The sequence below is a fragment of the Serratia sarumanii genome (assembly GCF_029962605.1).
GTDB classification, from domain to species: Bacteria; Pseudomonadota; Gammaproteobacteria; order Enterobacterales; family Enterobacteriaceae; genus Serratia; species Serratia sarumanii.
The window spans coordinates 3,502,424-3,525,643 of record NZ_CP124750.1 but is presented as its reverse complement, the minus strand read 5'-3'; the positions used below and the strand labels follow the sequence as shown (position 1 = coordinate 3,525,643).

Here is a 23,220-nt window from a genome sequence, read left to right as displayed (position 1 = left end):
TTTCATGGCGGAAAGGTTAAAATTTAACCCGTTGAATTGATTGTTCTGTGAGCAATCGAGGTTTGCCCGGGGAGGATTGCTGTAAAAAACAGCGTTTTCTTTAGGCAAACTTTCAGGCAAAATGCCCGGCCGCCATAAAGAGACGGCGCGTTATCGTTTTAAAGCTTTGGCTTTGGGTTGTAAAACTCGGCGGTACAGCACGCACGGCGTTTCTGTATAGCGTTACTTTGTCAACAACAGCGGTGCAATATGCAAGTTTTGATTATGCGTCACGGAGAGGCGGCGCTCGAGGCAGCCAGCGATGCGGTAAGGCCCCTTACCCTGTGCGGCCGCGACGAGTCCCGTCAGATGGCGGCCTGGTTGAACACCAAGTCTGTGGATATTGAACGCGTGCTGGTCAGCCCCTATCTGCGGGCCGAACAGACGCTGGCGACGGTGCGTGAAGCCTTGACGCTACCGGAGGGCGAAGAAGTGTTGCCCGAGCTGACGCCGGGCGGCAACGCCGAACAGGTCGGCAGCTATCTGCAGGCGCTGGCGATGCAAGGGGTGAGCTCGGTGCTGATCGTGTCGCACCTGCCGCTGGTGGGCTATCTGGTGGCCGAACTGTGCCCGGGCGAGTGCCCGCCGATGTTCGCGACCTCGGCGATTGCCAACGTCGATCTGCCGGCGGACGGCAGCTACGGCAAGTTTGAATGGCAGGTCAGCCCGTCGCAGGTGATGGCCAAAGTGTGAACCGCGGATGCGGTGCGGAATAAACTCAGGGCGATGTCTGACATCGCCCTGAGTCGTTTCTGCGGCGGGGGCTACTCGGCCAGCTCCACCAACAGCAGGATGGCGGCGTTGCCGCCCCATTCCTTCGGCGCCTGATGAAACGCCAGCACGTCGGGATGCTGCGCCAGCCACAGGGGCGTTTGCTGTTTGAGAATGTGCTTGCCGTGCCCGTGCATCACGCAGGCGCAGTGCACGTGTTCGCGTTTGCAGGCGGCGATCAGCGCCCCCAGTTCCTGCTTGGCCTGCAGCTGGGTCAGGCCGTGCAAATCGAGAAACAGCTCCGGCGAGTAATCGCCGCGTCGCAGCTTCTTCAGCTCATACGGGCTGCTGCCGGGGCGCACGTAGCGCGTCGGGCCTTCTTCTTCCAGCTGCGGCTGGTATTCATCTGAAAAATAATAGCTGGCATCGACCTGCTCCTGCAGCAGCCGCTGCGGGGCAATCTGTTTGACCTTGGGCTTCGGCGGGCGGTGGACGATGGTGTCCTGGCGCAGCTTTTTCGCGCCCGCCACCGACTCTCTGAATAGCTGTTGTTCGTCTTGGCTCAGAGGGGGCTTGTTCTTCATGCTTCATTCACCGGAAATCGTTTATTTCGCTAGTTTACCTTGTGAATGAGCGCTGTCGACGCAAAACTCGGGCCAGAGTGAAAAGCGCGAGGGGCAAGCGTGATTTGTCGCGGGCTTCATGGCAAACTATGCGGCTAAATCATGAAACACAGCGCCTGCCGGAGGGCAAATTGGACAAAATTTTCGTCGACGAAGCAGTGAACGAACTGCACACCATTCAAGATATGCTGCGCTGGACGGTAAGCCGCTTCAACGCCGCCAATATCTATTATGGTCACGGAACCGATAATCCGTGGGACGAAGCGGTGCAATTGGTGCTGCCAAGCCTGTTCCTGCCGTTGGACATTCCGGAGGACATGCACACCGCCCGTCTGACCTCCAGCGAGCGCCATCGCATCGTTGAGCGCGTGATCCGCCGCGTCAACGAGCGCATCCCGGTCGCCTACCTGACCAACAAGGCCTGGTTCTGCGGCATGGAATTCTACGTCGACGAGCGCGTGCTGGTGCCGCGTTCGCCGATCGGCGAGCTGATCAACGATCGCTTCAGCGCGCTGATCCCGCACCCGCCGCGCCATATCCTCGACATGTGCACCGGCAGCGGCTGTATCGCCATCGCCTGCGGCTACGCTTTCCCGGAAGCGGAAGTGGACGCGGTGGACATCTCCAGCGAGGTGCTGGCGGTGACCGAGCGCAACATTCAGGCGCACGGCGTCGAACACCAGGTGATCCCGATCCGTTCCGATCTGTTCCGCGACGTTCCCGCGATCCAGTACGATCTGATCGTCACCAACCCGCCGTACGTCGACGCGGAAGACATGTCCGATCTGCCGCAGGAGTTCCGCTTTGAGCCGGAGCTGGGCCTGGCGGCGGGCAGCGACGGCCTGAAGCTGGTGCGCCGCATCCTGGCCTGCGCGCCGGACTACCTGACCGACGACGGCGTGCTGATTTGTGAAGTGGGCAACAGCATGGTACACCTGATGGAACAATATCCGGATATTCCGTTCACCTGGCTGGAGTTCGAAAACGGCGGTGACGGCGTGTTCATGCTGACCAAGCAGCAACTGGTGGATTGCAAGGAACACTTCAGCCTCTATCGCAGCTAAGCCGCATTTTCAAGGCCCGCACGGCGGGCCTCATAACGATAAAAGACTAACGGTAAGGAGCCGTGATGGCAGGAAACAGTATTGGGCAGATTTTCCGCGTCACCACCTTCGGTGAATCTCACGGGGTGGCGCTGGGTTGTATCGTCGACGGCGTGCCGCCCGGCATTCCGCTCACCGAAGCCGATTTGCAACACGATCTGGACCGCCGTCGTCCGGGCACCTCGCGTTACACCACCCAGCGTCGCGAACCGGATCAGGTGCGCATTCTCTCCGGCGTATTCGAAGGCGTGACTACCGGCACCAGCATCGGTTTGATCATTGAGAACACCGATCAGCGCTCGCAAGACTACAGCGCCATCAAAGACGTGTTCCGTCCGGGGCATGCCGACTACACCTACGAACAGAAATACGGCCTGCGCGATTACCGCGGCGGCGGCCGCTCTTCGGCGCGTGAAACCGCCATGCGCGTTGCGGCGGGCGCTATCGCCAAGAAATACCTGCAGCAGAAGTTCGGCGTGCAGGTGCGCGGCTATCTGGCGCAGATCGGCGACGTGACCTGCGAGCTGAAAGATTGGGATCAGGTTGAGCAGAACCCGTTCTTCTGCCCGGATCCGGACAAGCTGGAAGCGCTGGACGAACTGATGCGCGCGCTGAAAAAAGAGGGCGACTCCATCGGCGCCAAGGTCAGCGTGATTGCTGAAAACGTGCCGGTTGGCCTGGGCGAGCCGGTGTTTGATCGCCTCGACGCCGATCTGGCGCACGCGCTGATGAGCATCAACGCAGTGAAAGGCGTGGAGATCGGCGACGGGTTTGCCGTGGTGACCAAGCGCGGCAGCGAAAACCGCGATGAAATCACCCCGGAAGGCTTCCAGAGCAACCATGCCGGCGGCATTCTCGGCGGTATCAGCAGCGGCCAACCGGTGGTGGCGCATCTGGCGCTGAAGCCGACCTCCAGCATCATGGTGCCGGGCCGCACCATCAATCGCCAGGGCGAAGCGGTGGAAATGGTCACCCGCGGCCGCCACGATCCGTGCGTGGGCATCCGCGCCGTGCCGATCGCCGAAGCGATGATGGCGATCGTGCTGATGGATCACCTGCTGCGCCAGCGTGCGCAAAACGGTGATGTGGTTTCCGACGTGCCGCGCTGGTAATCGCCATGAAAAACTGGATGTTGGGCCTGGTGGCCCTGACGGCCTCCGCCTCCGCCATGGCGCTGACGCCGTGGCAGAAAATCGATCATCCGGTGGCCGGCGCGCCGCAGGCGGTGGGCGGTTTCGCCAACGGCTGCGTTATCGGCGCCCAGCCGTTGCCGCTGAACTCACCGAACTACCAGGTGATGCGTACCGACCAGCGCCGTTATTTCGGCCACCCGGATCTGTTGGCGTTCATTCAGCGCCTCAGCAGCCAGGCGAATCAGAAAGCGCTGGGCACGGTGCTGATCGGCGATATGGCGATGCCGGCCGGCGGGCGCTTCAGCAGCGGCCACGCCAGCCACCAGTCGGGGCTCGACGTCGACATCTGGCTGCAGCTGCCGCGCCAACGCTGGAGCGCGCAGCAATTGCTGAAGCCGCAGCCTATCGATCTGGTGTCAAGTGACGGCAAGCAGGTAGTGGCGCGCCAATGGCAGCCGCAGATCGAGTCGCTGATCAAGCTGGCGGCGCAGGATGCGGACGTGACGCGCATCTTCGTCAATCCGGCCATCAAACAGCGTCTGTGTCTGGATGCCGGCGCCGATCGCGCCTGGTTGCACAAGGTGCGGCCGTGGTTCGGTCACCGCGCGCACATGCACGTGCGCCTGCGTTGCCCGGCGGGCAGCCTTGAATGTAAAGAGCAGGATACGCCGCCGCCGGGCGACGGCTGCGGCGCCGAACTGGCGAGCTGGTTCGTGCCGCATCAACCGAACGCCAAACCGGGTAAACCGGTGCCGCCGCCGTTACCGCCGACCTGTCAGGCATTGCTGGATCACCATTTCTCAGCGGAATAACACATGGACTGGTTTGTCATCGGCCCCGAGATGCTCGGGGTGTTGTTTGCGGTAGCGCTGCTGGCGGGGTTTATCGACTCCATCGCCGGCGGCGGCGGGCTGCTGACGGTGCCGGCCCTGCTGGCGGTGGGGGTTCCCCCGGCGCAGGCGCTGGCGACTAACAAACTGCAGTCGGTCGGCGGTTCCTTCTCCGCCAGCCTGTACTTTATTCGTCGGCGGGCGGTGAACCTCAACGACCAGAAGCTGACGATCTTTCTGACGCTGATCGGTTCGATCGCCGGCGCCATTCTGGTGCAGCATATGCGCGCCGATTTGCTGCGGCAGATGTTGCCGCTGCTGGTGATCGGCATCGGCCTCTACTTCCTGCTAATGCCGAGGCTGGGTGAGGAAGATCGTCAACGCCGTCTCGGCGCCTTGCCGTTCGGGCTGGTGGCCGGCGGCTGCGTCGGGTTTTACGACGGCTTCTTCGGCCCCGGCGCCGGATCGTTTTACGCGCTGGCCTATGTGACGCTGTGCGGTTTCAACCTTGCCAAGTCCACGGCGCACGCCAAGGTGCTTAACTTCACCTCCAACGTCGGCGGGTTGGCGCTGTTCATCATCGGCGGCAAGGTGGTGTGGAGCATCGGTCTGGTGATGCTGGTGGGGCAGGTGCTGGGGGCGCGTTTGGGCGCCCATATGGTGCTGACCCGCGGGCAGAAGCTGATTCGGCCGATGATCGTGATCGTCTCGCTGGTGATGAGCCTCAAGCTGCTGTACGACAATCACGGCGCGGAAATTCAGCAGTGGTTGAGCGCCCTGGTGCACGGTTAAAGATGAAGAGAGGGCGTTGCTTACGCGCCCTGTCTTATCGGGTATAATGGCCTCTTTATTTTTGTGGTTATAGAGTTTTTATGTCAGACACACAGACCCGTCATCACTATGAGCAACTGATCGAGATCTTTAATCAATGTTTCAGCGATGACTACAACACCCGCCTGGTGAAGGGCGACGACGAGCCGATCTACCTGCCGGCCGACGACGAATTGCCCTATCACCGCATTGTATTTGCCCACGGCTTCTACGCCAGCGGCCTGCACGAAATCTCGCACTGGTGCATCGCCGGCGAAGCGCGCCGCCAGCTGGTGGACTTCGGTTACTGGTATTGCCCGGACGGGCGCGACGCGCAAACCCAGAGTGAATTCGAAGCGGTGGAGATCAAACCGCAGGCGCTGGAGTGGATGTTCTGCGTGGCGGCCGGTTTCCCGTTTAACGTCAGCTGCGACAACCTGAACGGCGACTGCGAGCCGGATCGCATCGCGTTCCAGCGCAAGGTGCGCGACCGGGTATTGGCGCTGCTGGAGCAGGGAATACCCACACGGCCTGCGCGCTTTATTCAGGCGTTGCAATCGTTCTACAATACGCCACCGTTGGCGGCCGAGCATTTTCCGTATCCGGAAGATCTCAACTGACGCCACAGCCCGTTATTTAATGAGGAAATTTGATGATCGCAGAATTCGAAGCGCGCATTTTGGCGCTGATTGATGACATGGTAGAGCACGCCAGCGATGATGAACTGTTTGCCGGTGGCTACCTGCGCGGTCATTTGACGCTGGCGGTGGCCGAAGCGGAAGAGCAGGGCGAGCACACTGCCGAAGCGCTGAAAGCGCGGGTGGAAGAGAGCCTGCACAAAGCGATCGCCGCCGGGGAACTCTCGCCGCCGGATCAGATCCTGGTGCGCGGCATGTGGGAAAACCTTTATCAGGCCGCTACCCCTGCCGCCTGACCGCCATGCCGGGGCGCGCCGCCGCGCCCCTCATTCATGAATTAAACCGCACGCCCTTTCAGCAGCTTCCGCACCCACATCCGATTTGGATTCAACGCCGCCAGCAGGCGCGCGTCGCCCGGCAACGGTTCGCCGAACAGCTGCGCCGCCAGAATTTCCGCCGCCAGCGGCGCCGAGCACAGCCCGCGCGATCCCAACCCGCCGATAGCGAACAGGCCGGGATAGACCGGCGCATCGGCGACGGTTTCGCCGCTCTGGTTTCGCCGCTGCAAATCCTGATACTGCGTCACCGTGGCCTGATAGTCCGGCAGCGCGCCGACCATCGGCAGATGATCGCGGGTGGCGCTGCGCACGCCGCAGCGCGCCTGATGAGCGCTGACGTCCACCTGCTGCGGCCAGGCCTGCTCCGGCAGGCAGCGCAGCAGGCGCTCGCGGTTTTCCTGTTGCTCCTGCTCGCGGTAGTCGGTGGCGGTGTCGCCGCGCTGGTAGCTGGCGCCGATGCAGTGTTGGCCGTTGTTGGCGTTGACCGGCGTCAGGTAGCCGTCGTAGCACAACACCTGTTTCAGTTGACCGAGGGCCGGCGAGGTTGGGATGTGCGACACCTGCCCGCGCACCGCATACAGCGGCAGGGCTTGCGTCGGCGCCAGCTCGGCCAACCGGTGGCCGTTGGCCAGGATCACCGTCGCATGGCGGCGGCTTTCGCCGTGGGCGAAATCGATGCGCCAGCCGTTTTCTTCACGCGCCAGCGCCAGCGCATCGTGCCGGTAGCGGCAGACCAGACCCTGTCGCTGCGCCAGCGCGATAGCGCCGCGCGTCAGTTCGGCCGGGCAGAGCCAGCCGCCTAGCGGGTAGGTGATGCCGCCAAAGCCGGTATCGACGCCGCACAGTTCGCTGAGCGTTTCGCGGTCGGCTGCCGCCGCCAGCGCCGGCGGCCAGTCGGTTTTCAGCATATTGGCGATCTTGGCGCCGCTCTTTTCGTCGTAGGCCAGCTGGCTGACGCCGCACCACCGGTGATCAAAGGCGACGCCTTGTTGCAACAGGGCGTCGTATTGGCGGCGGGCGAAAGGAAACGCGGCGCTGAAGAAACTCTCCAGCGCGTCGCCGCTGCCGTTCAGCAGGGGGTAAATCGCCCCCTGACGGTTACCGGATGCGCCTGCGGCCGGCTGCTCGTCGGCGCAGTACAGCGTGACGGTGGCGCCGCGCCGCAATAGGGCCAACGCGGTGAGCGCGCTGGCGACGCCGCCGCCGATCAGAGCGATGTCGGCGGTGTTGTCTGCCGCCGGACGCCGATACCAGGGCGCCGGGTGGGGCGTGGGCTGCGCATCGGCCGGCAGACAGCCAGCGAGCATCTCACGCTTTTGGCCGAAGCCTTTGCAGCGGTTGACCTGAAAACCGGCCTGTTGCAAGCCGCGGCGCACGAAGCCGGCGGCGGTAAAGGTGGCGAAGCTGCCTCCCGGCCGGGCGAAACGCGCCATGGCGGCGAACAGTTGATCGGTCCACATGTCGGGATTCTTTGCCGGCGCGAAGCCGTCGAGGAACCAGGCATCCACCTGGTTATTCATGCTGGCGTCAAACTGCGGCAGCAGATCGTTGACGTCGCCGAACCACAGATCGAGCGTAATGCGGCCTTCGGCTAACAGCAGGCGATGGCAACCCGGCAACGGCAGCGGCCATTGGGCGCGCAGTTCGTCGGCGTAAGGCGCCAGCTCCGGCCAGCGCGCATGCGCCGCCGCCAGGTCAGCCTGCTGCAGGGGGAATTTTTCGAAGCTGATAAAGTGCAGGCGCTGCAGCGTCGCGTCCGGCTCTGCCTGACGGAAGCCGGCGAAGGCCTGCCACAGCGTGAGGAAATTGAGCCCGGTGCCAAACCCGGTTTCCGCCACGACAAACAGCGAGCGCGGGTGGACGGCGAAACGCTGCGGCAGCCGATTGCCGTGCAGGAAGACATAACGGGTTTCTTCCAGCCCATCCTGATTGGAAAAATAGACGTCATCAAACTGTTTCGAAACAGGTGTACCCTGTTCGTTCCAGGTTAGCGTTGCGGTTTGGATGGGGGCGTGGTTCACGGTCAATGGCTCGAAATTCAAGGGATGCCGCGAATTCTAACTGCGCTGGCGCCCCGGCGCAAACTGGACAACAATAAAGCTGAAAAACGCTGATCGGACTTGTTCGGCTTACATCTGTACGCTAAAGTGCGATGCAAAATCCCGTAGGTTAATAGTGGAAGAGGTATTGAATGAAACGTGCAGTGATTACTGGCCTGGGAGTTGTCTCCAGCATTGGTAATAACCAGCAGGAGGTCCTGGCGAGCCTGCAGGAAGGACGTTCTGGGATCACTTTCTCCCAGGAGCTGAAAGATTCCGGCATGCGTAGTCACGTATGGGGGCAAGTTAAGCTCGACACGACCGGCCTGATCGACCGCAAGGCGGTGCGTTTCATGAGCGACGCTTCCATTTATGCCTTCCTGGCGATGCAAGAAGCGATCGCTTCTTCCGGCCTGAAGGAAGAAGAGTATCAAAACAACCCGCGCGTGGGCCTGATCGCCGGTTCCGGCGGCGGTTCTCCGCGCTTCCAGGTATTCGGCGCCGATGCGATGCGCAGCCCGCGCGGCCTGAAAGCGGTTGGCCCATACGTGGTCACCAAAGCCATGGCTTCCGGCGTTTCCGCCTGCCTGGCGACGCCGTTCAAAATCCACGGCGTGAACTACTCCATCAGCTCCGCTTGCGCGACCTCCGCACACTGCATCGGTAACGCGGTTGAGCAAATCCAGCTGGGCAAACAGGACATCGTGTTCGCCGGCGGCGGCGAAGAGCTGTGCTGGGAAATGGCCTGCGAGTTCGACGCGATGGGCGCGCTGTCCACCAAGTACAACGACACGCCGGAAAAAGCCTCCCGTACTTACGACGCCGATCGTGACGGTTTCGTCATCGCCGGCGGCGGCGGTATGGTGGTGGTTGAAGAACTGGAACACGCGCTGGCGCGCGGTGCGCACATCTACGCGGAAATCGTTGGCTACGGCGCAACGTCTGACGGCGCAGACATGGTAGCGCCATCGGGCGAAGGCGCGGTGCGCTGCATGAAGATGGCGATGCAGGATCTGGATGCGCCGATCGACTACATCAACGTGCACGGCACCTCCACGCCGGTGGGCGACGTGAAAGAGCTGGGCGCGATTCGCGAAGTGTTCGGCGACAATACCCCGGCTATCTCCTCCACCAAGGCGATGACCGGTCACTCGCTGGGCGCCGCAGGCGTGCAGGAAGCGATCTACAGCCTGCTGATGCTGGAGCACGGCTTTATCGCGCCGAGCATCAACATCGAAACCCTGGATGAGCAGGCGGCCGGCATGAACATCGTGACTCAGCCGACTCAGCGCGAGCTGACCACCGTGATGTCCAACAGCTTCGGCTTCGGCGGCACCAACGCCACCCTGGTGATGCGCAAACTGGCGAAATAATCCCGCCTGAGTCTCACCTCGCTATCAAGCCCGCGTTTTCGCGGGCTTTTTACTGGCCGAAGCCCGCCGGCCGGGCGCTCGGAGTTTTCCCAAATCACATCCCCTGACACATCATTACCTCGCCATTACACGCGTTGGGCATACAATAGCCGGGTAGCGTGATTATCGCTCGGCGTAGTTTTCCAAAGTGATCGAACATTGAGGCACGAAGTATGAAAAAGTTAATTGCGGTTGGGTTACTGTCGGCCGTGTTGGCCGGATGCGCCACCGATTCTCCCTGCGTGCCGGTCTACGATGACCAGGGGCGCCTGGTGCACACCAACACCTGCATGAAGGGCACCACTCAGGATAACTGGGAAACCGCGGGTGCGATCGCCGGCGGCGCGGCGGCGGTTGCCGGTCTGACTCTCGGCATCATCGCGCTGACCAAGTGATCGGCGCAGCGCCTGCGGGCGCATGCAACCAGCCCGGCCATCGCGCGCCGGGCTTTTTTATTTCACTGCACCAAAAACGCCTTGAACTGCGGCGTCATCACGGCGCTGAAACCGTCGTCGGTTTTGCTGATCAGGTAGACCGCCAGCCCTTTCTCTTCGGCAAGTTTCAACGCTTTCTCCGTGCCCAGCACCATCAGGCCGGTATCCCAGCCGTCGGCCTCGAGCGCGGTGGGGGCGATCACCGTGGCGGAAACCAGGCGGTGGTTGATCGGCCTGCCGGTGGTCGGATCGATGACATGGGAGTAGCGCTGGCCGTTTTGTTCGAAGTAGTTGCGGTAGCTGCCGGCGGTGCTGATGCCGTAACCGTGTAGATCCACCAGCGCCTGCACCGCATTTTCACGGTCGGTCGGCTTTTGGATCGCCACCCGCCAGGGTTTGCCCTGGCCGTTGACGCCGCGTGAAGAGACCGCGCCGCCGACCGATACCAGGTAGTTGGTAATGCCGTTGCGGTTCATCAGGCGCACCAGTTCATCGGCGCCGTAGCCTTCGCCCAGAGTCGAGAGATCGACATACATGTCCGGCAGATCTTTTTGCAGCCACTCCCCGCGATTGTCGCTGATCAGCTTCAGGTGCTGCAGGCCGGTGCGCTGCTTCGCCGCGTCGATCTGCGCCTGTTCCGGCACTTTGACCGGGTGCTTGTCGGGGCCGAACCCCCACAGGTTCACCAGTGGGCCGACGGTGATGTCCATGGCGCCGCCGGTATCGCGGCCGATGCGCTGGGCCATCAGCACGATGTCTGCCATGCCGCGCGGGATCGGCTGCGGTTCGAGGCCGGCGCTGCGGTTAAATTGCGACAGCACCGAGTCGGCGCGGTAGGTGGAGATATCGTCGTTGGCCCGTTCGAGCACCGCGTCGATCTGCCGCTGCAGTTCTTGCTTGCCGATCGCGACGTCACCGCTGACTTTAACGCTGTAGAAGGTGCCCATGGTCTTGCCGTCGATATCGATTTGCGGGCGGGAGGCGGCATCGTCGCAGGCGGCGAGCAGGGCGCATAAGGCGCTGAGCAACGCCCCTTTGGCGAACAGGGAAGCCATAACATGTCCTTTGAAAACGAGAAAGCCGCTACAAATAAAGTAAAGCGCGGCAAATGGAAAGCGGATAAAGGTAAAATAGCATTTTGCTGGCGTAGATGCCGCGCCTGAGCTAACGTCTCGCTCATGCTTTTCGCTGAGGTTTCAAGCTGCCATCATGAGTTCAACCGCCATTTCCCAGCTTATCCACCCCTTTGTCAAAGACCGTTTCCTGCACGTGCTGTTGCTGGCCGGCGCAGCGATGTTCGCCTTTGATCCGCAGCCGCTGGCGGCGCTGGGCGGTTTCATCGACGTCCGCACCCTCATTACTCTGCTGGGGCTGATGCTGCTGACCAAAGGCGTCGAGGTCAGCGGCTACTTCGACTTCGTTGGTCGCAAGATTATCAACCGGTTGCACAGCGAACGGCGGCTGGCGCTGTTCCTGGTGTTTTCCGCCGCGCTGCTGTCGTCGTTTCTGACCAACGACGTGGCGCTGTTTATCGTCATTCCGCTCACCATCACGCTGAAAAAGCTGTCGGCGCTGCCGGTTGGCCGTTTGATCATCTTTCAGGCGCTAGCGGTGAACGCCGGTTCGCTGCTGACGCCGATCGGCAACCCGCAAAATATCCTGCTGTGGAGCCGCTCCGGCCTTTCTTTCCTCGGCTTCATCGGCCAGATGGCGCCGTTTGGCGCCGCGATGATGCTGAGCCTGCTGGCGTTGACCTGGTTCAGCTTCCCGGCGCGCGACATCGTGAAAACGCCGAATACCGAGGGTTACCCCTATCAACGGCCGCTGTTGCTGAGCTGCGTGGGGCTGTATGCGATCTTCCTGCTGTGCCTGGATATCGGCCTGCCGCTGTATGGGCTGCTGGCGGTGTTCGCCGGCTTTTTGTTGCTGGCGCGCCGGGTGCTGTTGCAGATCGACTGGAGTCTGATTTTCGTGTTCGCCGCCATGTTTATCGATGTTGGCCTGTTTACCCGCCTGCCGCCGCTTCAGCCGGCGTTTGCCGCCATCGCCGGGCTGAGCGACGGTGGGGTGTATGCGTTGGGCGTTGGGCTGTCGCAGATCGTCAGCAACGTGCCGGCCACCATTTTGCTGCTCAACTATGCGCCCTCCAGCACGCAACTGGCCTATGCGGTCAATGCCGGCGGCTTCGGGTTGGCGATCGGATCGCTCGCCAACCTGATTGCGCTGCGCATGGCGGGGGAGCGCAAGATCTGGTTGCGCTTCCACTATTACTCGCTGCCGCTGCTGGCGTGGGCCGCGCTGGTCGGCTGGCTATTGAGCTAACTCTGATTACCGCTCTGCCGGGCGGCCAGCAGGCAAATGCTGCGGGTCACCTGGTAGGATTTCGCGAAGGCGCTGACGGGTAAAAACTCGAAGCGCGAGTGGAAGTTATGCGCGCCGGTGAAGTAATTGGGCGTCAGGATGCCGCGGCTCGAGAGCGCCGCGCCGTCGGTGCCGCCGCGCATCGGGATCACCTTCGGCGGGATGCCGTGGGCGGCAAGGGCGCCGAAGATCAGATCGATGGCGCGCCGATCTTCGCCGATGGCGTTGCTGATGTTGCTGTAGATGTCGCTGATGCTGCAGCTGACGTTGGCGCGCGGATAGCCGGCCGCCACCTGACGCACCGTCTCCTCAAGGCGGGCTTTGCGCGCCTCGAACGCCGCGCTATCGAAGTCGCGAATCGACACCTTCAGCGTCGCCTGATTGGCATTGGCGGCCAGATCGGTGAACCAGAAATAGCCCTCGCGCCCGTCGGTGTGTTCCGGGGTATCCTGCACGTCGAAGCGGTTGATGATGTCGTTGGCGATGCGTATCGGGTTGATTAACACGTTTTTCGCCGACATCGGGTGCGCGGTCACCCCCTCGATGCGGATTTCCGCCGCCGCCGCGTTGAAATTCTCGTAAACCACTTCACCCAGTTCGCAGCAGTCGATGGTGTAGGCGAAATCGACGGGGAAACGCTGCAGATCCAGCGCCTTGGCGCCGCGCAGGCCGATCTCTTCATCCGGCACGAACGCCACCACGATATCGCCGTGGCGATCGGCGGCGGCCAGGTTGGCCAGCAGCGTCATCACCACGGTGACCGCCGCCTTGTTGTCGGCGCCCAGCACGCTGGTGCCGTCGCTGAACAGGATCTCTTCGTTGCGGTAGGGCAGGATCTCCGGGTGTTCGGCGACCCGCAGCCAGATGTCTTGCTCGGCGTTCAGGCATACATCTTCGCCGGTGAAGCGCAGGCGCTGCGGGCGAATTTCGGGCGACAGGCCGACGTCCACGGTGTCGATATGGGTGATGAAGCCGATGCGCGGCGCGCCGGGCTGGGTGCCGGGCTTGCGGGCGGTGACGGTGGCGTGGTCGTCTATCTGCACGTCGGCCAGGCCGAGCCGGCGCAGCTCTTCCGCCAGCAGCTGCGCCATTTCATGCTGCCCCGGCGTGCTGGGCAGGGCGGTTGCGGCGGCGTTGCTCTGGCTGGTGACCGCCAGGTAGCGGAAGAAACGTTCGGTAAGCTGTTCGGCAATCGGGCTGGTCATCGGAACTCCTCGCGGTTGGCAATCTACCGGTTTTAAAACGAAATCAGCCGTTTGTCCAACGGTGCAATGCGTAAACCGCCAGAATGCGAAGCATCGCGCAGAAACGAAAAATAGCGGTGCAACTAGGAAATAGTCGCAGGTTTCTGCGGCAAAATCGGTGTTAGCTGTGGGCCGGGAAGCGCCTACATAACACTTATCTGTCCCTCAAGGAGAATTCATGCACACCGGTCACGCTCTGCTTATCACCTTACTGTCCCTGGGCCTCTCTCACAGCGCCTGGGCCTCTGCCGATGCCGGCCATGCCAACAGCAACGCCAACAGCCGCGAAGTGGCCAGCGCGTTGGGTGGCCTGAAAAATAAAACCTATGAACTGGAGCAGGCGCCGAAGATCCGCGTCGCCAGCTTCAATATCGCCGCCGGCAAGGTCAGCGACATGACCGCCATCGCCAAGGCAATTCGCGCGATGAACGTCGACGTGGTGGCGCTGCAAGAGGTGGATAAACTCACCGCCCGCAGCGGCCGGGTCGATCAGGCGGCGGAGCTGGCGAAGCTGACCGGCATGCAGTCGGTGTTTGGCCGGGCGATCGATTACGACGGCGGCGAATATGGCCTGGCGTTTCTCTCGAAGTATCCGCTGCACGATGCCGTGATCTATCCGCTGCCGTCCGGCCAGCGCGAACAGCGCATCGCCTTCAGCGCCAAGGTTGACGTGCCGGAGTTCCCGGCGCCGATCACGCTGTTCAACGCCCACCTCGATACCAAGGAAGATCCGACGATGCGCCTGGATCAGGTGCGGGAGCTGAACGATCGCGCCATCGAAGTACGCGGTATCAAGCTGCTGTTCGGCGATATGAACGATGTGCCGGGCAGCGTGACCTGGCTGGAGTTGAGCCGCTATTGGAACGACATCATGCCTGACGGGCAGGACGGCCGCAGTTGGCCGGCGGAAAACGCCGAGATCAAGGTGGATTACATCTTCACCGGTAACGCGCAGCGCTGGCATCTGGACAGCCTGACGGTGCCGAACGCCAGCGGCGACTGGAACGGCGTGCATTGGCCGGCGGTGAGCGACCACCTGCCGCTGGTGGCGGAGATGCGATTGACCGAGCAATAAGCGGGTGGGCGTTCCATTGGAGCCGCGCTAAGCCACGGCGATCTGCGCCAGCCGCTCGACGGCGCTGCGGATCTCGCCCGGTGTCAGGGCCGAAAAGCCCAGCAGCCAGCCGTCGCGCTGCGCCTGCGCCGTCTGGTATTGCGCCTTCAGCCCGGGCGTGAGGATGCCGAGCCGCCGCGCCTGTCGGCTGAGCGCCGCCTCCTGGCCGGGCGGCAGCCAGACGCTGAGCTGCAGGCCGCCGGTGGCGGGAGCGGGCGTGGCGAAGTGGCCGAGTTTTTCGCGTACTTCCGCCAGCAACACATCGCGCCGGCTGCGGTAGAGCTGGCGCATGTAGCGGATATGCGCGGCGAAGTGCCCCTGGTGGATGAATTCGGCGGTGACCGCCTGCATCAGCTGCGCGCTGTGGCCGTCATACACCGTACGCGCGATGACGAACGCTTCAACCAGCGCGGGCGGGGCGATCAGATACGCCAACCGCAGTGAAGGGAACAGCGACTTGGAGAAGGTGCCGAGGTACAGCACTCGGCCACGGCGATCCAGGCCCTGCATCGCCGGTATCGGCAGGCCGTCGTAATGAAACTCGCTGTCGTAATCGTCCTCGATGATCCAGGCCTGTTGCCGCTCTGCCAGCGCCAGCAACGCCAATCGGCGCGCCAGGCTGAGCGCGGCGCCGGTCGGGTATTGGTGTGAGGGGGTCAGATAAATCAAACGTGGGTCCGGCAAGGAGGATTCAGCACGCAGGCCGTCGCCGTCCACTGCGACCGGCGTCAGGGCGGCGCCGGCGCTGATAAAGGCGTTTCTTGCCCCGGTGTAACCCGGCTCTTCCATCCAGACGCTGTCGCCGCGGTCCAGCAGCAACGTGGCGATCAGCTGCAGCGCCTGCTGCGAACTGGTCAGCACGATAACCTGCCGTGCATCGCAGATCACGCCGCGCGTTTGGTTGACGTGGGCGGCAATCGCCTCACGCAGCGGTAAATAGCCCTGCGGGTCGCCGTAGCGCAGCAGGCTTTCTCCCTGTAGCCGCAGGCGCTGTGCGGTCAGCTGCTTCCACAAGGCCAGCGGAAACGCGCGCAGGTCCGGCGAACCGGCGGCGAACGCCTGTGGCTGCTGCGGATCGCGGCAGCCGCCGGTTTGCACGATCTGTTGGCCGCGCTGCGAAAGGCGCGGCATGCCGGAGCCGGCTGCCGGCGGCGGCGATTTGGCGATGGTAATCGCCACAAAGGTGCCCTGGCCGACGCGGCGCTGCAGATATCCCTCCGCCTCCAACTGACCGTAGGCCGCTTCGACTGTCACTCGCGAGAGGCCCAGATCGCTGGCCAGCACCCGGCTGGAAGGCAGGCGTTGCCCAACGTTCAATGCCCCTTGATGGATGGCCTGCCGCAGTGCGCCGCACAGGCGATCGCGCAGCGTGCCGGCGGTGTGGGGCGATTGCTGAAACAGCGTGACCAGCGAGTTTCGCATAATTGGCCTTATGATTTATGTGAAATGGGTATCAATCATAAGACCAAAATGAGGCACTATTGTCATCTGTCTTGATGCACGGGAGTGAGTGGTATGTCGAAAGAATCATTGGTGCTGGCTTTTCCACCGGCGGCGCCGGAAGAGAGCCTGGCTTACCTGGCGGCCAAGCTGAGCCGTTATGCGGATGCCTGGGACGTGGCGGAAGATCTGCGCAACGGCGTGGACGGGATAGTGGTGATCGACACCCGCGCAGAGGCGCTGTACGCCGCCGGGCATATCCCCGGGGCGATCAGCTTGCCGCATCGCCTGATGGATGAAGCCGGCACGGCGCAGCTGGATCGCCAAAAGGTGTATGTGACCTACTGCGACGGCATCGGCTGCAACGGTTCCACCAAAGGCGCCTATAAGCTGGCGAAGCTGGGATTCAGGGTGAAGGAGCTGATCGGCGGGCTGGATTTCTGGCTGCGCGACGGCCATCCGTTGGCCATCGGCGAACAGCCGGGATCGCTGCGCGATCGGGCGGCGGCTGAGGACTGCGGCTGCGCCTGAGGTGTTAAAACACCAGCGCCAGTACGATCGCCAGCGCCACCAGCAGCAGGATCAGCGCCGCGGCAGGCTTGCTGAGCGCTTTTTGCAGCGGCAGCGGCAGGGCGGCGATCAGCGGGTTGAGCAGCGGCTGCGGCTCGACGGGCTGGCTGACGATCGGCTGCGCCTGGCCGGCCTTCTCCAGGCGGCGGGCAAACAGCTGATGAATGGCGTCGCTCATTTGCGGATGCGTCAGAGGCGCATTGGCGCCGCAGTTGAAGCGCGTCTGGCAATAGTCGTTCATCTGCTGCAGCTCTTGCTCGTCCGCCGGCTGCTTGAGCGCCGCCAGCAGATTGTTCAGCGTCGGCGCGCTCTGCGGGCTGAGGGCCACCTTCACCTGCAAAAACTGGTTCAGCAGCTGGAAGTGGCGCGCCGGCAGCGGATCGTTGGTTTTCACGCCCGCCAGATCAAACAGCGTTTGCCAGATTTTAGCCGGCGCTTCGCCGGTGGCGGCGCTGAGTTTGGTGACCTGCTGCTGCAGGCTTTGATGCTCTGCGGGCAGCAGCGGGCGATCGCTGGTGGCGGTTTGCTGCGGCTGGGGAATGGCCAGGCCGCCGGTCTGCAACAGATTCAGCACCTGCTGCAGCTGTGGTGGGCTCAGCTGGCTCAGTACCGTGTGGCCGAACTGCTGGCGAATAAAGTCGCTGACCGCCTGGCGGTTGTTGCCCTGCGGCAGCAATTCGGCCAGCTGTTGCAACAGCTGGCGTCCGGCGTGGTTTTGCTGCGCCTGCGTCAGGCGCGTTTGCAGCAGCTGTTCCGCCGGTTGAAAATGGCGCGCCAGCAGTTCACCGCCGTTGTCGGCGCCGAGATCGTGGCGCAGAGTTGCCCAGATCTCCGCCGACTTTGCCGGGCTGAGCGTCATGATTTTCACGATCAGCTTTTCCAGCGTCGTGCGCTGCGCCGGAGAGAGGGGTTGATCGTCAGTGGCCGCCGTTTTGCCCGGGGAGGGAGGGCGTTCGCCGGCGATTGGGGTGCCCGGCCCACTCAAAGGTTGCATATCACCAGTCCTTCGCTGTGTATCCCCGCAGAATGCCTGGAGGAGAGAATCATCATCGTACCCGGCGAAAAGCGCAGGCTTACCCACTATGATACCTGTAAATCGCCGCCATCAATACCGCCGCTCAGACATTTCTTTACCGACAAAACGTTGCTAATCGCGCCCGCGCCGCTAAGATAGCCCCAGACCCGAACGTGAGGATGGCATGGTTAAACGGCAGCGGATTGCAAAATGGTTTTTATGCCTGGCTTGCCTGGTGGTGCTGACGTGCATGACCCAGCGCATGGCGGGCCTGCATGCGCTGCAGCAAACGCTGGGGATCCCGGCGGCCACTGCCGTTCAGTCCGGTGATACCGCCGCCGAAGCGCAGCCGACGCCCTGTGAGCTGAGCGCCAAGTCATTGCTGGCCGCGCCGCCGGTGATGTTCGAAACCGTGCTGTTCGGACTGGGTCTGCTGCTGGCGCTGTTGGCGCCGACCATCGCCGCGCGCCTGCGCATTCCTCCTCCCCGCGCCATTTCCCCCCCCACCCTCAGGGTGCACCTTCGATTATGCGTCTTCCGTGAATGAGTTAATCGCCCGTTTTTCGCGGTGATTTAATCATTTATGGAGAATTAACATGTTGAAAATTATCAGGCTGGCCTGCGCTTGCCTGTTTATGCTGTGGCTACCTGCCTTGCAGGCGGCGGACAGCGGCTGGCTGCAAAATCCGGCCAACGACCATGCCAAGGTGCGGCTGCGCGCCGACACGTCACAGCCGGGGGAGACCCGCCTGCTGCTGTCGGTCGAGTTGCAAAAGGGCTGGAAAACCTACTGGCGTTCCCCTGGCGAAGGCGGCATCGCGCCGGCTATCGTCTGGCAGGGCAACCCGCCGCCGGCGACCTGGCACTGGCCGACGCCGCAGCGTTTCGAAGTGGCCGGCATTTCCACCCAGGGCTATCACGATCGGGTCACGCTGCCGATCGTGATGTCAGGCCCGGTATCCGGCCCGCTGGCGGGCACCCTGACGCTGTCCACCTGCAGCAACGTCTGCATTCTGACCGACTACCCGTTCAGTCTGGATCTGACGACGCCGAACGATCCGCAGTTTAACCACGACTTCGCGCAGGCGATGGGGCAGGTGCCGATCGCCGCCGGGGTGGCGGAGAGCGTCAAGGCCGGTTACCGCAACGGCGAGTTGCAGATTGCCGCCGAACGCGCCGCCGGCTGGCAGCAGCCCGCGCTGTTCTTCGATACGCTGGCGGATGCCGATCTCGGTAAACCTCAAGTCGAGACTGACGGCGCTCAACTGTTGGCGCGGGTGCCGGTCAGCGACGGTTGGGGCGATGCGGCGCCGGATCTGCGCGGCAAAACGCTGACGCTGGTGATCGACGACGGCGGCATGGCGCAGCAGATAACGCTGCCGATTGGCGATCCGTTGGCCGCGCCCGCCGGTGCGGCGTTCCCGCTGTGGCAGGCGGTATTGATGGCGCTGGCGGGCGGGTTAATCCTCAACCTGATGCCGTGCGTGCTGCCGGTGCTGGGCATCAAGCTCGGCTCCATCCTGCAGGTGGAGCATCGCGATCGGCGCAGCGTGCGTTTGCAGTTCCTGGCGTCGTCGCTGGGTATCGTCGCCTCGTTTATGGCGCTGGCCCTGTTGATGACGCTGCTGCGGCTCGGCAACCATGCGCTCGGCTGGGGCATTCAGTTCCAGAATCCGTGGTTTATCGGTTTTATGGTGCTGGTGACGCTGCTGTTCAGCGCCAACCTGTTTGGCCTGTTCCACCTGCGCCTCTCGTCCGATCTAAACACGTCGCTGGCCACCCATAACGGGCAGGGGCTGAGCGGCCATTTCTGGCAGGGCGCGTTCGCCACGCTGTTGGCGACGCCGTGCTCGGCGCCGTTTCTCGGCACGGCGGTGGCCTTCGCGCTGGCGGCGTCGCTGCCGGTGCTGTGGGGCATGTTCATCGCGCTCGGCATCGGCATGAGCCTGCCGTGGCTGCTGATCGCCGCCTGGCCGTCGCTGGCGCTGCGCTTGCCGCGCCCCGGCCGCTGGATGAATACCGTCAAGCTGGCGATGGGGCTGCTGATGCTGGCGTCGTCGCTGTGGCTGCTGAGCCTGTTGAGCAACCATATCGGCGTGCAGGCCACGCTGTGGCTGGGGGCGTTGGCGCTGCTGGCGTTGCTGCTGGCGGTGTGGCGTCAACAGGGCGCACGGTTGGCGGCCAAGCTGGCGGCGGGCACGTTGGTGCTGGCGGGCGTGGCCTTGCTGGCCGGATCGCTGACCGCCGGCCTGTGGCGCCAGCCGTTGCAGGATCGGGTGCAGTGGCAACCGCTGAGCGAACAGGCGATTACCGAAGCGCTGGCTCAGCATAAGCGGGTGTTCGTCGACGTGACCGCCGACTGGTGTGTTACCTGTAAAGCCAACAAATTCAATGTGCTGTTGCGCGATGACGTGCAGCGCGCGCTGAGCGCCGACGACGTGGTCGCGCTGCGCGGCGACTGGAGCCGCCCGTCGGCCGACATCAGCGCCTTCCTGCAAAAGCGCGGCAGCGTCGCCGTGCCTTTCAACCAAATCTATGGCCCCGGCAGCCCGGAGGGCGAGGTGTTATCCCCGCTGTTGACCCGTGACGCCGTGCTGCAATCCCTTTCCCATGCCAAAGGAACCGAACAATGAAAAAGCTACTGATTTTACTGATGATCATCGCCGCCCCGGTGTGGGCCGCCGAGCCTTTCACTCCGGCACAAGAGACGCGTATCAAAGAGATGATCCGCGAAACGTTGGTGTCTAACCCGGACATTCTGGCGCAGGCGGTGGACGCCTGGCAGCAGCAAACCGCCGGCCAGCAAATCAGCCAGGCTATCAAGCAGAACGCCAAAACGCTGTATCAGGATCCGGCCAGCCCGCGCCTCGGCGCCGCCAACCCCAAACTGACGCTGGTGACCTTTACCGACTATAACTGCCCGTACTGCAAGCGTTTCGATCCTATGCTGGAGAAGATCGTCAAGCAATACCCGGACGTGGCGCTGGTGGTGAAACTGTTGCCGTTCAAGGGCGAAAGCTCGGTCAGTTCGGCGCGCGTGGCGCTCACCACCTGGCAGCAACATCCGGATCAATTCTGGGCCCTGCACCAGCGGCTGATGGCGAAAAAGGGCTTCCACGACAACGCCAGCATCGCCGCCGCGCAAGAGAAAACCGGCGTCAAGGCGGTGGCGCCCAGCGAGCAGAGCATGACCACGCTGCGCACCAACATGGAATTGGCGGAGCAACTGGGCGTGCAGGGGACGCCAGCGACGCTGATCGGCGATCGGATGCTGCCGGGGGCGGTATCCTATGAAGAGCTGGAAGCGATGGTGAAACAGCAGCTGGCGAAGGCCAACAATGGCTAAGCTCAAGCGCTGGGGGCGCGAGTTGCTGCTGCTGGCGCTGATCGCGCTGGCGGTGGTGACGGTGATGGATTGGCTGAACGCGCCGCAGGCGCCGCCGGCCTTCGATGCCCAGACCCTGACCACGCTGGATGGCGAGAGTTTGTCGTTGGCGCAGCTCAGCCATGAGCGGCCGCTGCTGGTTTACTTCTGGGCCAGCTGGTGCGGCGTCTGCCGTTTCACCACGCCGGACGTCGCCCGTTTGCAGGCGGCGGGCGGCAACGTGCTGACCGTCGCGCTGCGCTCGGGCGACGATGCCCAGGTGAAACAATGGCTGGCGCGCAAACGGCTGGCGCTGCCGGTGGTCAACGATCCGGCCGGTACGCTCTCGGCGCAGTGGCAGATTGGCGTGACGCCGACCTTCGTGGTGGTCTCGCAGGGCAAGGTGGTGCAGACCACCACCGGCTGGACCAGCTACTGGGGGATGAAGCTGCGGCTGTGGTGGGCCGCCGTCTAACCGGCGTTTTTCTCCGTTATCACCTCCTCAATCGCCCGGCATAGCCGGGCGATACCTTCTTCAATCTGCGGCGGCGAGTTGGCGGCGAAATTCAGCCGCAGGCCGTGCGCGCCCAAATGTTCCTGCGCATAAAAGCATTCGCCGCGCGCGAAGGTCACGCCGTATCGCCAGGCGACCGGCATCAGCTCGGCGGTGGTCACCGATGCCGGCAGCGTCAGCCAGATAAACAAGCCTCCCTGCGGCGTTTCAAAGCGGCATCCCGACGGCAGCCGCCGTTGCAAGGCGTCAATCATCACCTCCAGATGGCGGCGGTAGACGCGCCCGGCGCGCCGCAGCTGCTTGTCGTAACGGCCGACGGTGACGAAAGCGTCCAGCGCCCGCTGGATCAGGCTGGAACTGGTGAAGCTGTCGACGTGCTTCAGCCTTGCGAAGCGCTGATAGTGTTCGCTGTCCGCCACCAGATAGCCGATGCGCATGCTGGGCAGCAGCATTTTGGAGAAGGTGCTGACGTAGATCACCGCGCCCGGCTGCGCCAGCGCGCGCAGCGACGGCAGCTGTTTGCCCTGATAACGCAGATCGCCGACGAAGTCGTCTTCCAGGATCACCACGCCGGCCTGTTGAGCGATCGCCAGCAGGCGTCGCCGACGCGCCTCGCTCAGGCAGCGGCCGGTCGGGTTGTGGAAGTTGGGGATGGTGTAGATCAGTTTGGGACGGTGGCGTTCTAACAATTCCGGCAGCAAATCCACCCGCATGCCGTGTCGGTCGCCCGGTACGGTGACGATATTGACGCGGTGCTGGCGCAGCAGGCCCAGCGCTTCGGCGTAGGTCGGCTCTTCGACGATCGCCGTATCGCCCGGCGCCAGCAGGCTTTGCACCACCAGGCTGATGGCGTGCTGCGAGCCGTTGGTGATCAGCACCTGTTCCGCCTGCGTGGGGATGCCCTGCGCGCTGAGAATGCGGCTCAGCGTATCGCGCAGCGGGTAGTAGCCGCAGTATTCGCCGTAGCTGAAGGCCTCTTCCGCGTGGCGGCTGAGCACCGACAGCAGCACTTTGCGAAACGCCTCCAGCGGAAACACCTTAGGGCTGCCGACGCCGGCGGCGAAGTTGATCAGCCCCTCCGGCAGCGGGGCGTCGGCGTAGCCGTCCAGCCGCGAGGTGAGGGTGGTGAAGCTTTCCAGCGGGAAAGGTGCATCGCTGCTCGGCCGGGCCGGGCGTGCCTGCATCTGCGGATGCGCGACATAGGCGCCGCTGCCGCGCCGCTGATGCAAAAAGCCCTTGGCCGTCAGTTCGGCGTAGGCGTTATCCACCGTTAAACGGCTGACCGCCAGTTCGGCCGCCAGCGTGCGCGTCGAGGGCAGTTTGTCGCCATCGACAAACACGCCGGTGAGGATGGCGCGCCGCAGCGCTTCTTCGATCTGTAAATAGAGCGGAACGTCCTGCTCGCGATCCAACGGGATATGCATGGGAAATTGGCCCGGTTATGGAGAGAGATTTTTACTATACCCCATGTCAACAGGGCTTCAAGCG

23 protein-coding genes are annotated in these 23,220 nt (G+C 63.1%); 16 read left to right on the top strand and 7 right to left on the bottom strand.

From position 1 onward, the window contains the following. The first annotated feature begins 249 nt into the window (after positions 1-249). Entirely contained in the window at positions 250-732 is a 483-nt protein-coding gene (gene sixA / locus SSARUM_RS16755) for a phosphohistidine phosphatase SixA (protein WP_004936230.1), read from the top strand. A 71-nt stretch (positions 733-803) separates the two neighbouring features. Here the strand turns inward: sixA and smrB are convergent, their stop codons facing one another. Next, the gene (gene smrB / locus SSARUM_RS16750; RefSeq protein ID WP_033635388.1) at positions 804-1,334 is read right to left on the bottom strand and encodes an endonuclease SmrB; all 531 of its coding nucleotides are present in this window, start codon (positions 1,332-1,334) and stop codon (positions 804-806) included. A gap of 170 nt (positions 1,335-1,504) precedes the next feature. On the opposite strand from smrB, the gene prmB reads away from it, so the two are divergent. The 6 genes from prmB (at position 1,505) to SSARUM_RS16720 (ending at position 6,183) form a co-directional block, all read left to right on the top strand. Further along, positions 1,505-2,437 carry a 50S ribosomal protein L3 N(5)-glutamine methyltransferase gene (gene prmB / locus SSARUM_RS16745; protein ID WP_028127753.1) on the top strand — a complete coding sequence of 311 codons (933 nt, stop codon included), beginning with the start codon at positions 1,505-1,507 and terminating at the stop codon, positions 2,435-2,437. A 65-nt stretch (positions 2,438-2,502) separates the two neighbouring features. After that, positions 2,503-3,588, top strand: coding sequence for a chorismate synthase (gene aroC / locus SSARUM_RS16740; protein ID WP_033635387.1), 1,086 nt, complete (start codon positions 2,503-2,505; stop codon positions 3,586-3,588). 5 nt (positions 3,589-3,593) lie between these two features. Continuing rightward, positions 3,594-4,421, top strand: coding sequence for a penicillin-insensitive murein endopeptidase (gene mepA / locus SSARUM_RS16735; RefSeq protein WP_039564926.1), 828 nt, complete (start codon positions 3,594-3,596; stop codon positions 4,419-4,421). A 3-nt stretch (positions 4,422-4,424) separates the two neighbouring features. Further along, a complete protein-coding gene (locus tag SSARUM_RS16730; protein WP_033635385.1) occupies positions 4,425-5,231 on the top strand; it encodes a sulfite exporter TauE/SafE family protein in 807 nt (268 codons plus the stop codon). An 80-nt stretch (positions 5,232-5,311) separates the two neighbouring features. Next, the gene (locus tag SSARUM_RS16725) at positions 5,312-5,869 is read left to right on the top strand and encodes an elongation factor P hydroxylase (RefSeq protein ID WP_033653734.1); all 558 of its coding nucleotides are present in this window, start codon (positions 5,312-5,314) and stop codon (positions 5,867-5,869) included. A gap of 32 nt (positions 5,870-5,901) precedes the next feature. Next, positions 5,902-6,183 carry a YfcL family protein gene (locus SSARUM_RS16720; RefSeq protein ID WP_016926855.1) on the top strand — a complete coding sequence of 94 codons (282 nt, stop codon included), beginning with the start codon at positions 5,902-5,904 and terminating at the stop codon, positions 6,181-6,183. Between the two features lie 41 nt (positions 6,184-6,224). On the opposite strand, the gene mnmC is transcribed toward SSARUM_RS16720, so the two are convergent. After that, positions 6,225-8,246: a bifunctional tRNA (5-methylaminomethyl-2-thiouridine)(34)-methyltransferase MnmC2/FAD-dependent 5-carboxymethylaminomethyl-2-thiouridine(34) oxidoreductase MnmC1 gene (gene mnmC, locus SSARUM_RS16715; protein WP_060430626.1), complete on the bottom strand. Its 2,022-nt coding sequence runs from the start codon at positions 8,244-8,246 to the stop codon at positions 6,225-6,227. Positions 8,247-8,416: 170 nt separating this feature from the next. On the opposite strand from mnmC, the gene fabB reads away from it, so the two are divergent. Continuing rightward, positions 8,417-9,637, top strand: a complete 1,221-nt coding sequence (gene fabB, locus SSARUM_RS16710; RefSeq protein WP_016926857.1) for a beta-ketoacyl-ACP synthase I — start codon at positions 8,417-8,419, stop codon at positions 9,635-9,637. A 212-nt stretch (positions 9,638-9,849) separates the two neighbouring features. Beyond that, the gene (locus SSARUM_RS16705; protein ID WP_004936201.1) at positions 9,850-10,071 is read left to right on the top strand and encodes a putative periplasmic lipoprotein; all 222 of its coding nucleotides are present in this window, start codon (positions 9,850-9,852) and stop codon (positions 10,069-10,071) included. A gap of 62 nt (positions 10,072-10,133) precedes the next feature. Here SSARUM_RS16705 and apbE read toward each other — a convergent pair whose 3' ends face one another. After that, entirely contained in the window at positions 10,134-11,165 is a 1,032-nt protein-coding gene (apbE, locus tag SSARUM_RS16700; RefSeq protein ID WP_039564940.1) for an FAD:protein FMN transferase ApbE, read from the bottom strand. 154 nt (positions 11,166-11,319) lie between these two features. Here apbE and SSARUM_RS16695 point away from each other — a divergent pair, with 154 nt between their 5' ends. Further along, a complete protein-coding gene (locus SSARUM_RS16695) occupies positions 11,320-12,432 on the top strand; it encodes an SLC13 family permease (RefSeq protein WP_060419191.1) in 1,113 nt (370 codons plus the stop codon). On the opposite strand, the gene pepT is transcribed toward SSARUM_RS16695, so the two are convergent. Next, positions 12,429-13,676 carry a peptidase T gene (gene pepT / locus SSARUM_RS16690; RefSeq protein WP_060430375.1) on the bottom strand — a complete coding sequence of 416 codons (1,248 nt, stop codon included), beginning with the start codon at positions 13,674-13,676 and terminating at the stop codon, positions 12,429-12,431. The genes SSARUM_RS16695 and pepT overlap by 4 nt on opposite strands. 217 nt (positions 13,677-13,893) lie before the next feature. On the opposite strand from pepT, the gene SSARUM_RS16685 reads away from it, so the two are divergent. Then, positions 13,894-14,790: an endonuclease/exonuclease/phosphatase family protein gene (locus tag SSARUM_RS16685; RefSeq protein ID WP_060419187.1), complete on the top strand. Its 897-nt coding sequence runs from the start codon at positions 13,894-13,896 to the stop codon at positions 14,788-14,790. 27 nt (positions 14,791-14,817) lie between these two features. Here SSARUM_RS16685 and pdxR (SSARUM_RS16680) read toward each other — a convergent pair whose 3' ends face one another. Beyond that, positions 14,818-16,251: a MocR-like pyridoxine biosynthesis transcription factor PdxR gene (gene pdxR / locus SSARUM_RS16680; RefSeq protein ID WP_060419185.1), complete on the bottom strand. Its 1,434-nt coding sequence runs from the start codon at positions 16,249-16,251 to the stop codon at positions 14,818-14,820. 93 nt (positions 16,252-16,344) lie between these two features. Here pdxR (SSARUM_RS16680) and SSARUM_RS16675 point away from each other — a divergent pair, with 93 nt between their 5' ends. Continuing rightward, positions 16,345-16,800 carry a rhodanese-like domain-containing protein gene (locus tag SSARUM_RS16675; protein ID WP_033635375.1) on the top strand — a complete coding sequence of 152 codons (456 nt, stop codon included), beginning with the start codon at positions 16,345-16,347 and terminating at the stop codon, positions 16,798-16,800. A 4-nt stretch (positions 16,801-16,804) separates the two neighbouring features. Here the strand turns inward: SSARUM_RS16675 and flk are convergent, their stop codons facing one another. Next, entirely contained in the window at positions 16,805-17,833 is a 1,029-nt protein-coding gene (flk, locus tag SSARUM_RS16670) for a flagella biosynthesis regulator Flk (RefSeq protein WP_060430373.1), read from the bottom strand. A gap of 205 nt (positions 17,834-18,038) precedes the next feature. Between flk and SSARUM_RS16665 the strand changes: the two genes are divergently transcribed. From SSARUM_RS16665 to SSARUM_RS16650, 4 genes are read left to right on the top strand one after another with little or no spacing between them, the layout of a single operon-like run. Next, entirely contained in the window at positions 18,039-18,401 is a 363-nt protein-coding gene (locus tag SSARUM_RS16665; protein ID WP_033635372.1) for a hypothetical protein, read from the top strand. A 49-nt stretch (positions 18,402-18,450) separates the two neighbouring features. After that, complete coding sequence (locus SSARUM_RS16660; protein WP_060419180.1) at positions 18,451-20,487, top strand: protein-disulfide reductase DsbD family protein; 2,037 nt, start codon at positions 18,451-18,453, stop codon at positions 20,485-20,487. After that, positions 20,484-21,200 carry a DsbA family protein gene (locus SSARUM_RS16655; protein WP_060430372.1) on the top strand — a complete coding sequence of 239 codons (717 nt, stop codon included), beginning with the start codon at positions 20,484-20,486 and terminating at the stop codon, positions 21,198-21,200. Before SSARUM_RS16660 ends, SSARUM_RS16655 begins: the two co-directional genes overlap by 4 nt. Beyond that, complete coding sequence (locus tag SSARUM_RS16650; RefSeq protein WP_060430370.1) at positions 21,193-21,693, top strand: protein disulfide oxidoreductase; 501 nt, start codon at positions 21,193-21,195, stop codon at positions 21,691-21,693. Before SSARUM_RS16655 ends, SSARUM_RS16650 begins: the two co-directional genes overlap by 8 nt. Here the strand turns inward: SSARUM_RS16650 and pdxR (SSARUM_RS16645) are convergent. Beyond that, entirely contained in the window at positions 21,690-23,156 is a 1,467-nt protein-coding gene (gene pdxR / locus SSARUM_RS16645) for a MocR-like pyridoxine biosynthesis transcription factor PdxR (RefSeq protein WP_060419174.1), read from the bottom strand. The two genes, SSARUM_RS16650 and pdxR (SSARUM_RS16645), sit on opposite strands and share 4 nt — an antisense overlap. Between the last annotated feature and the right edge of the window lie 64 nt (positions 23,157-23,220).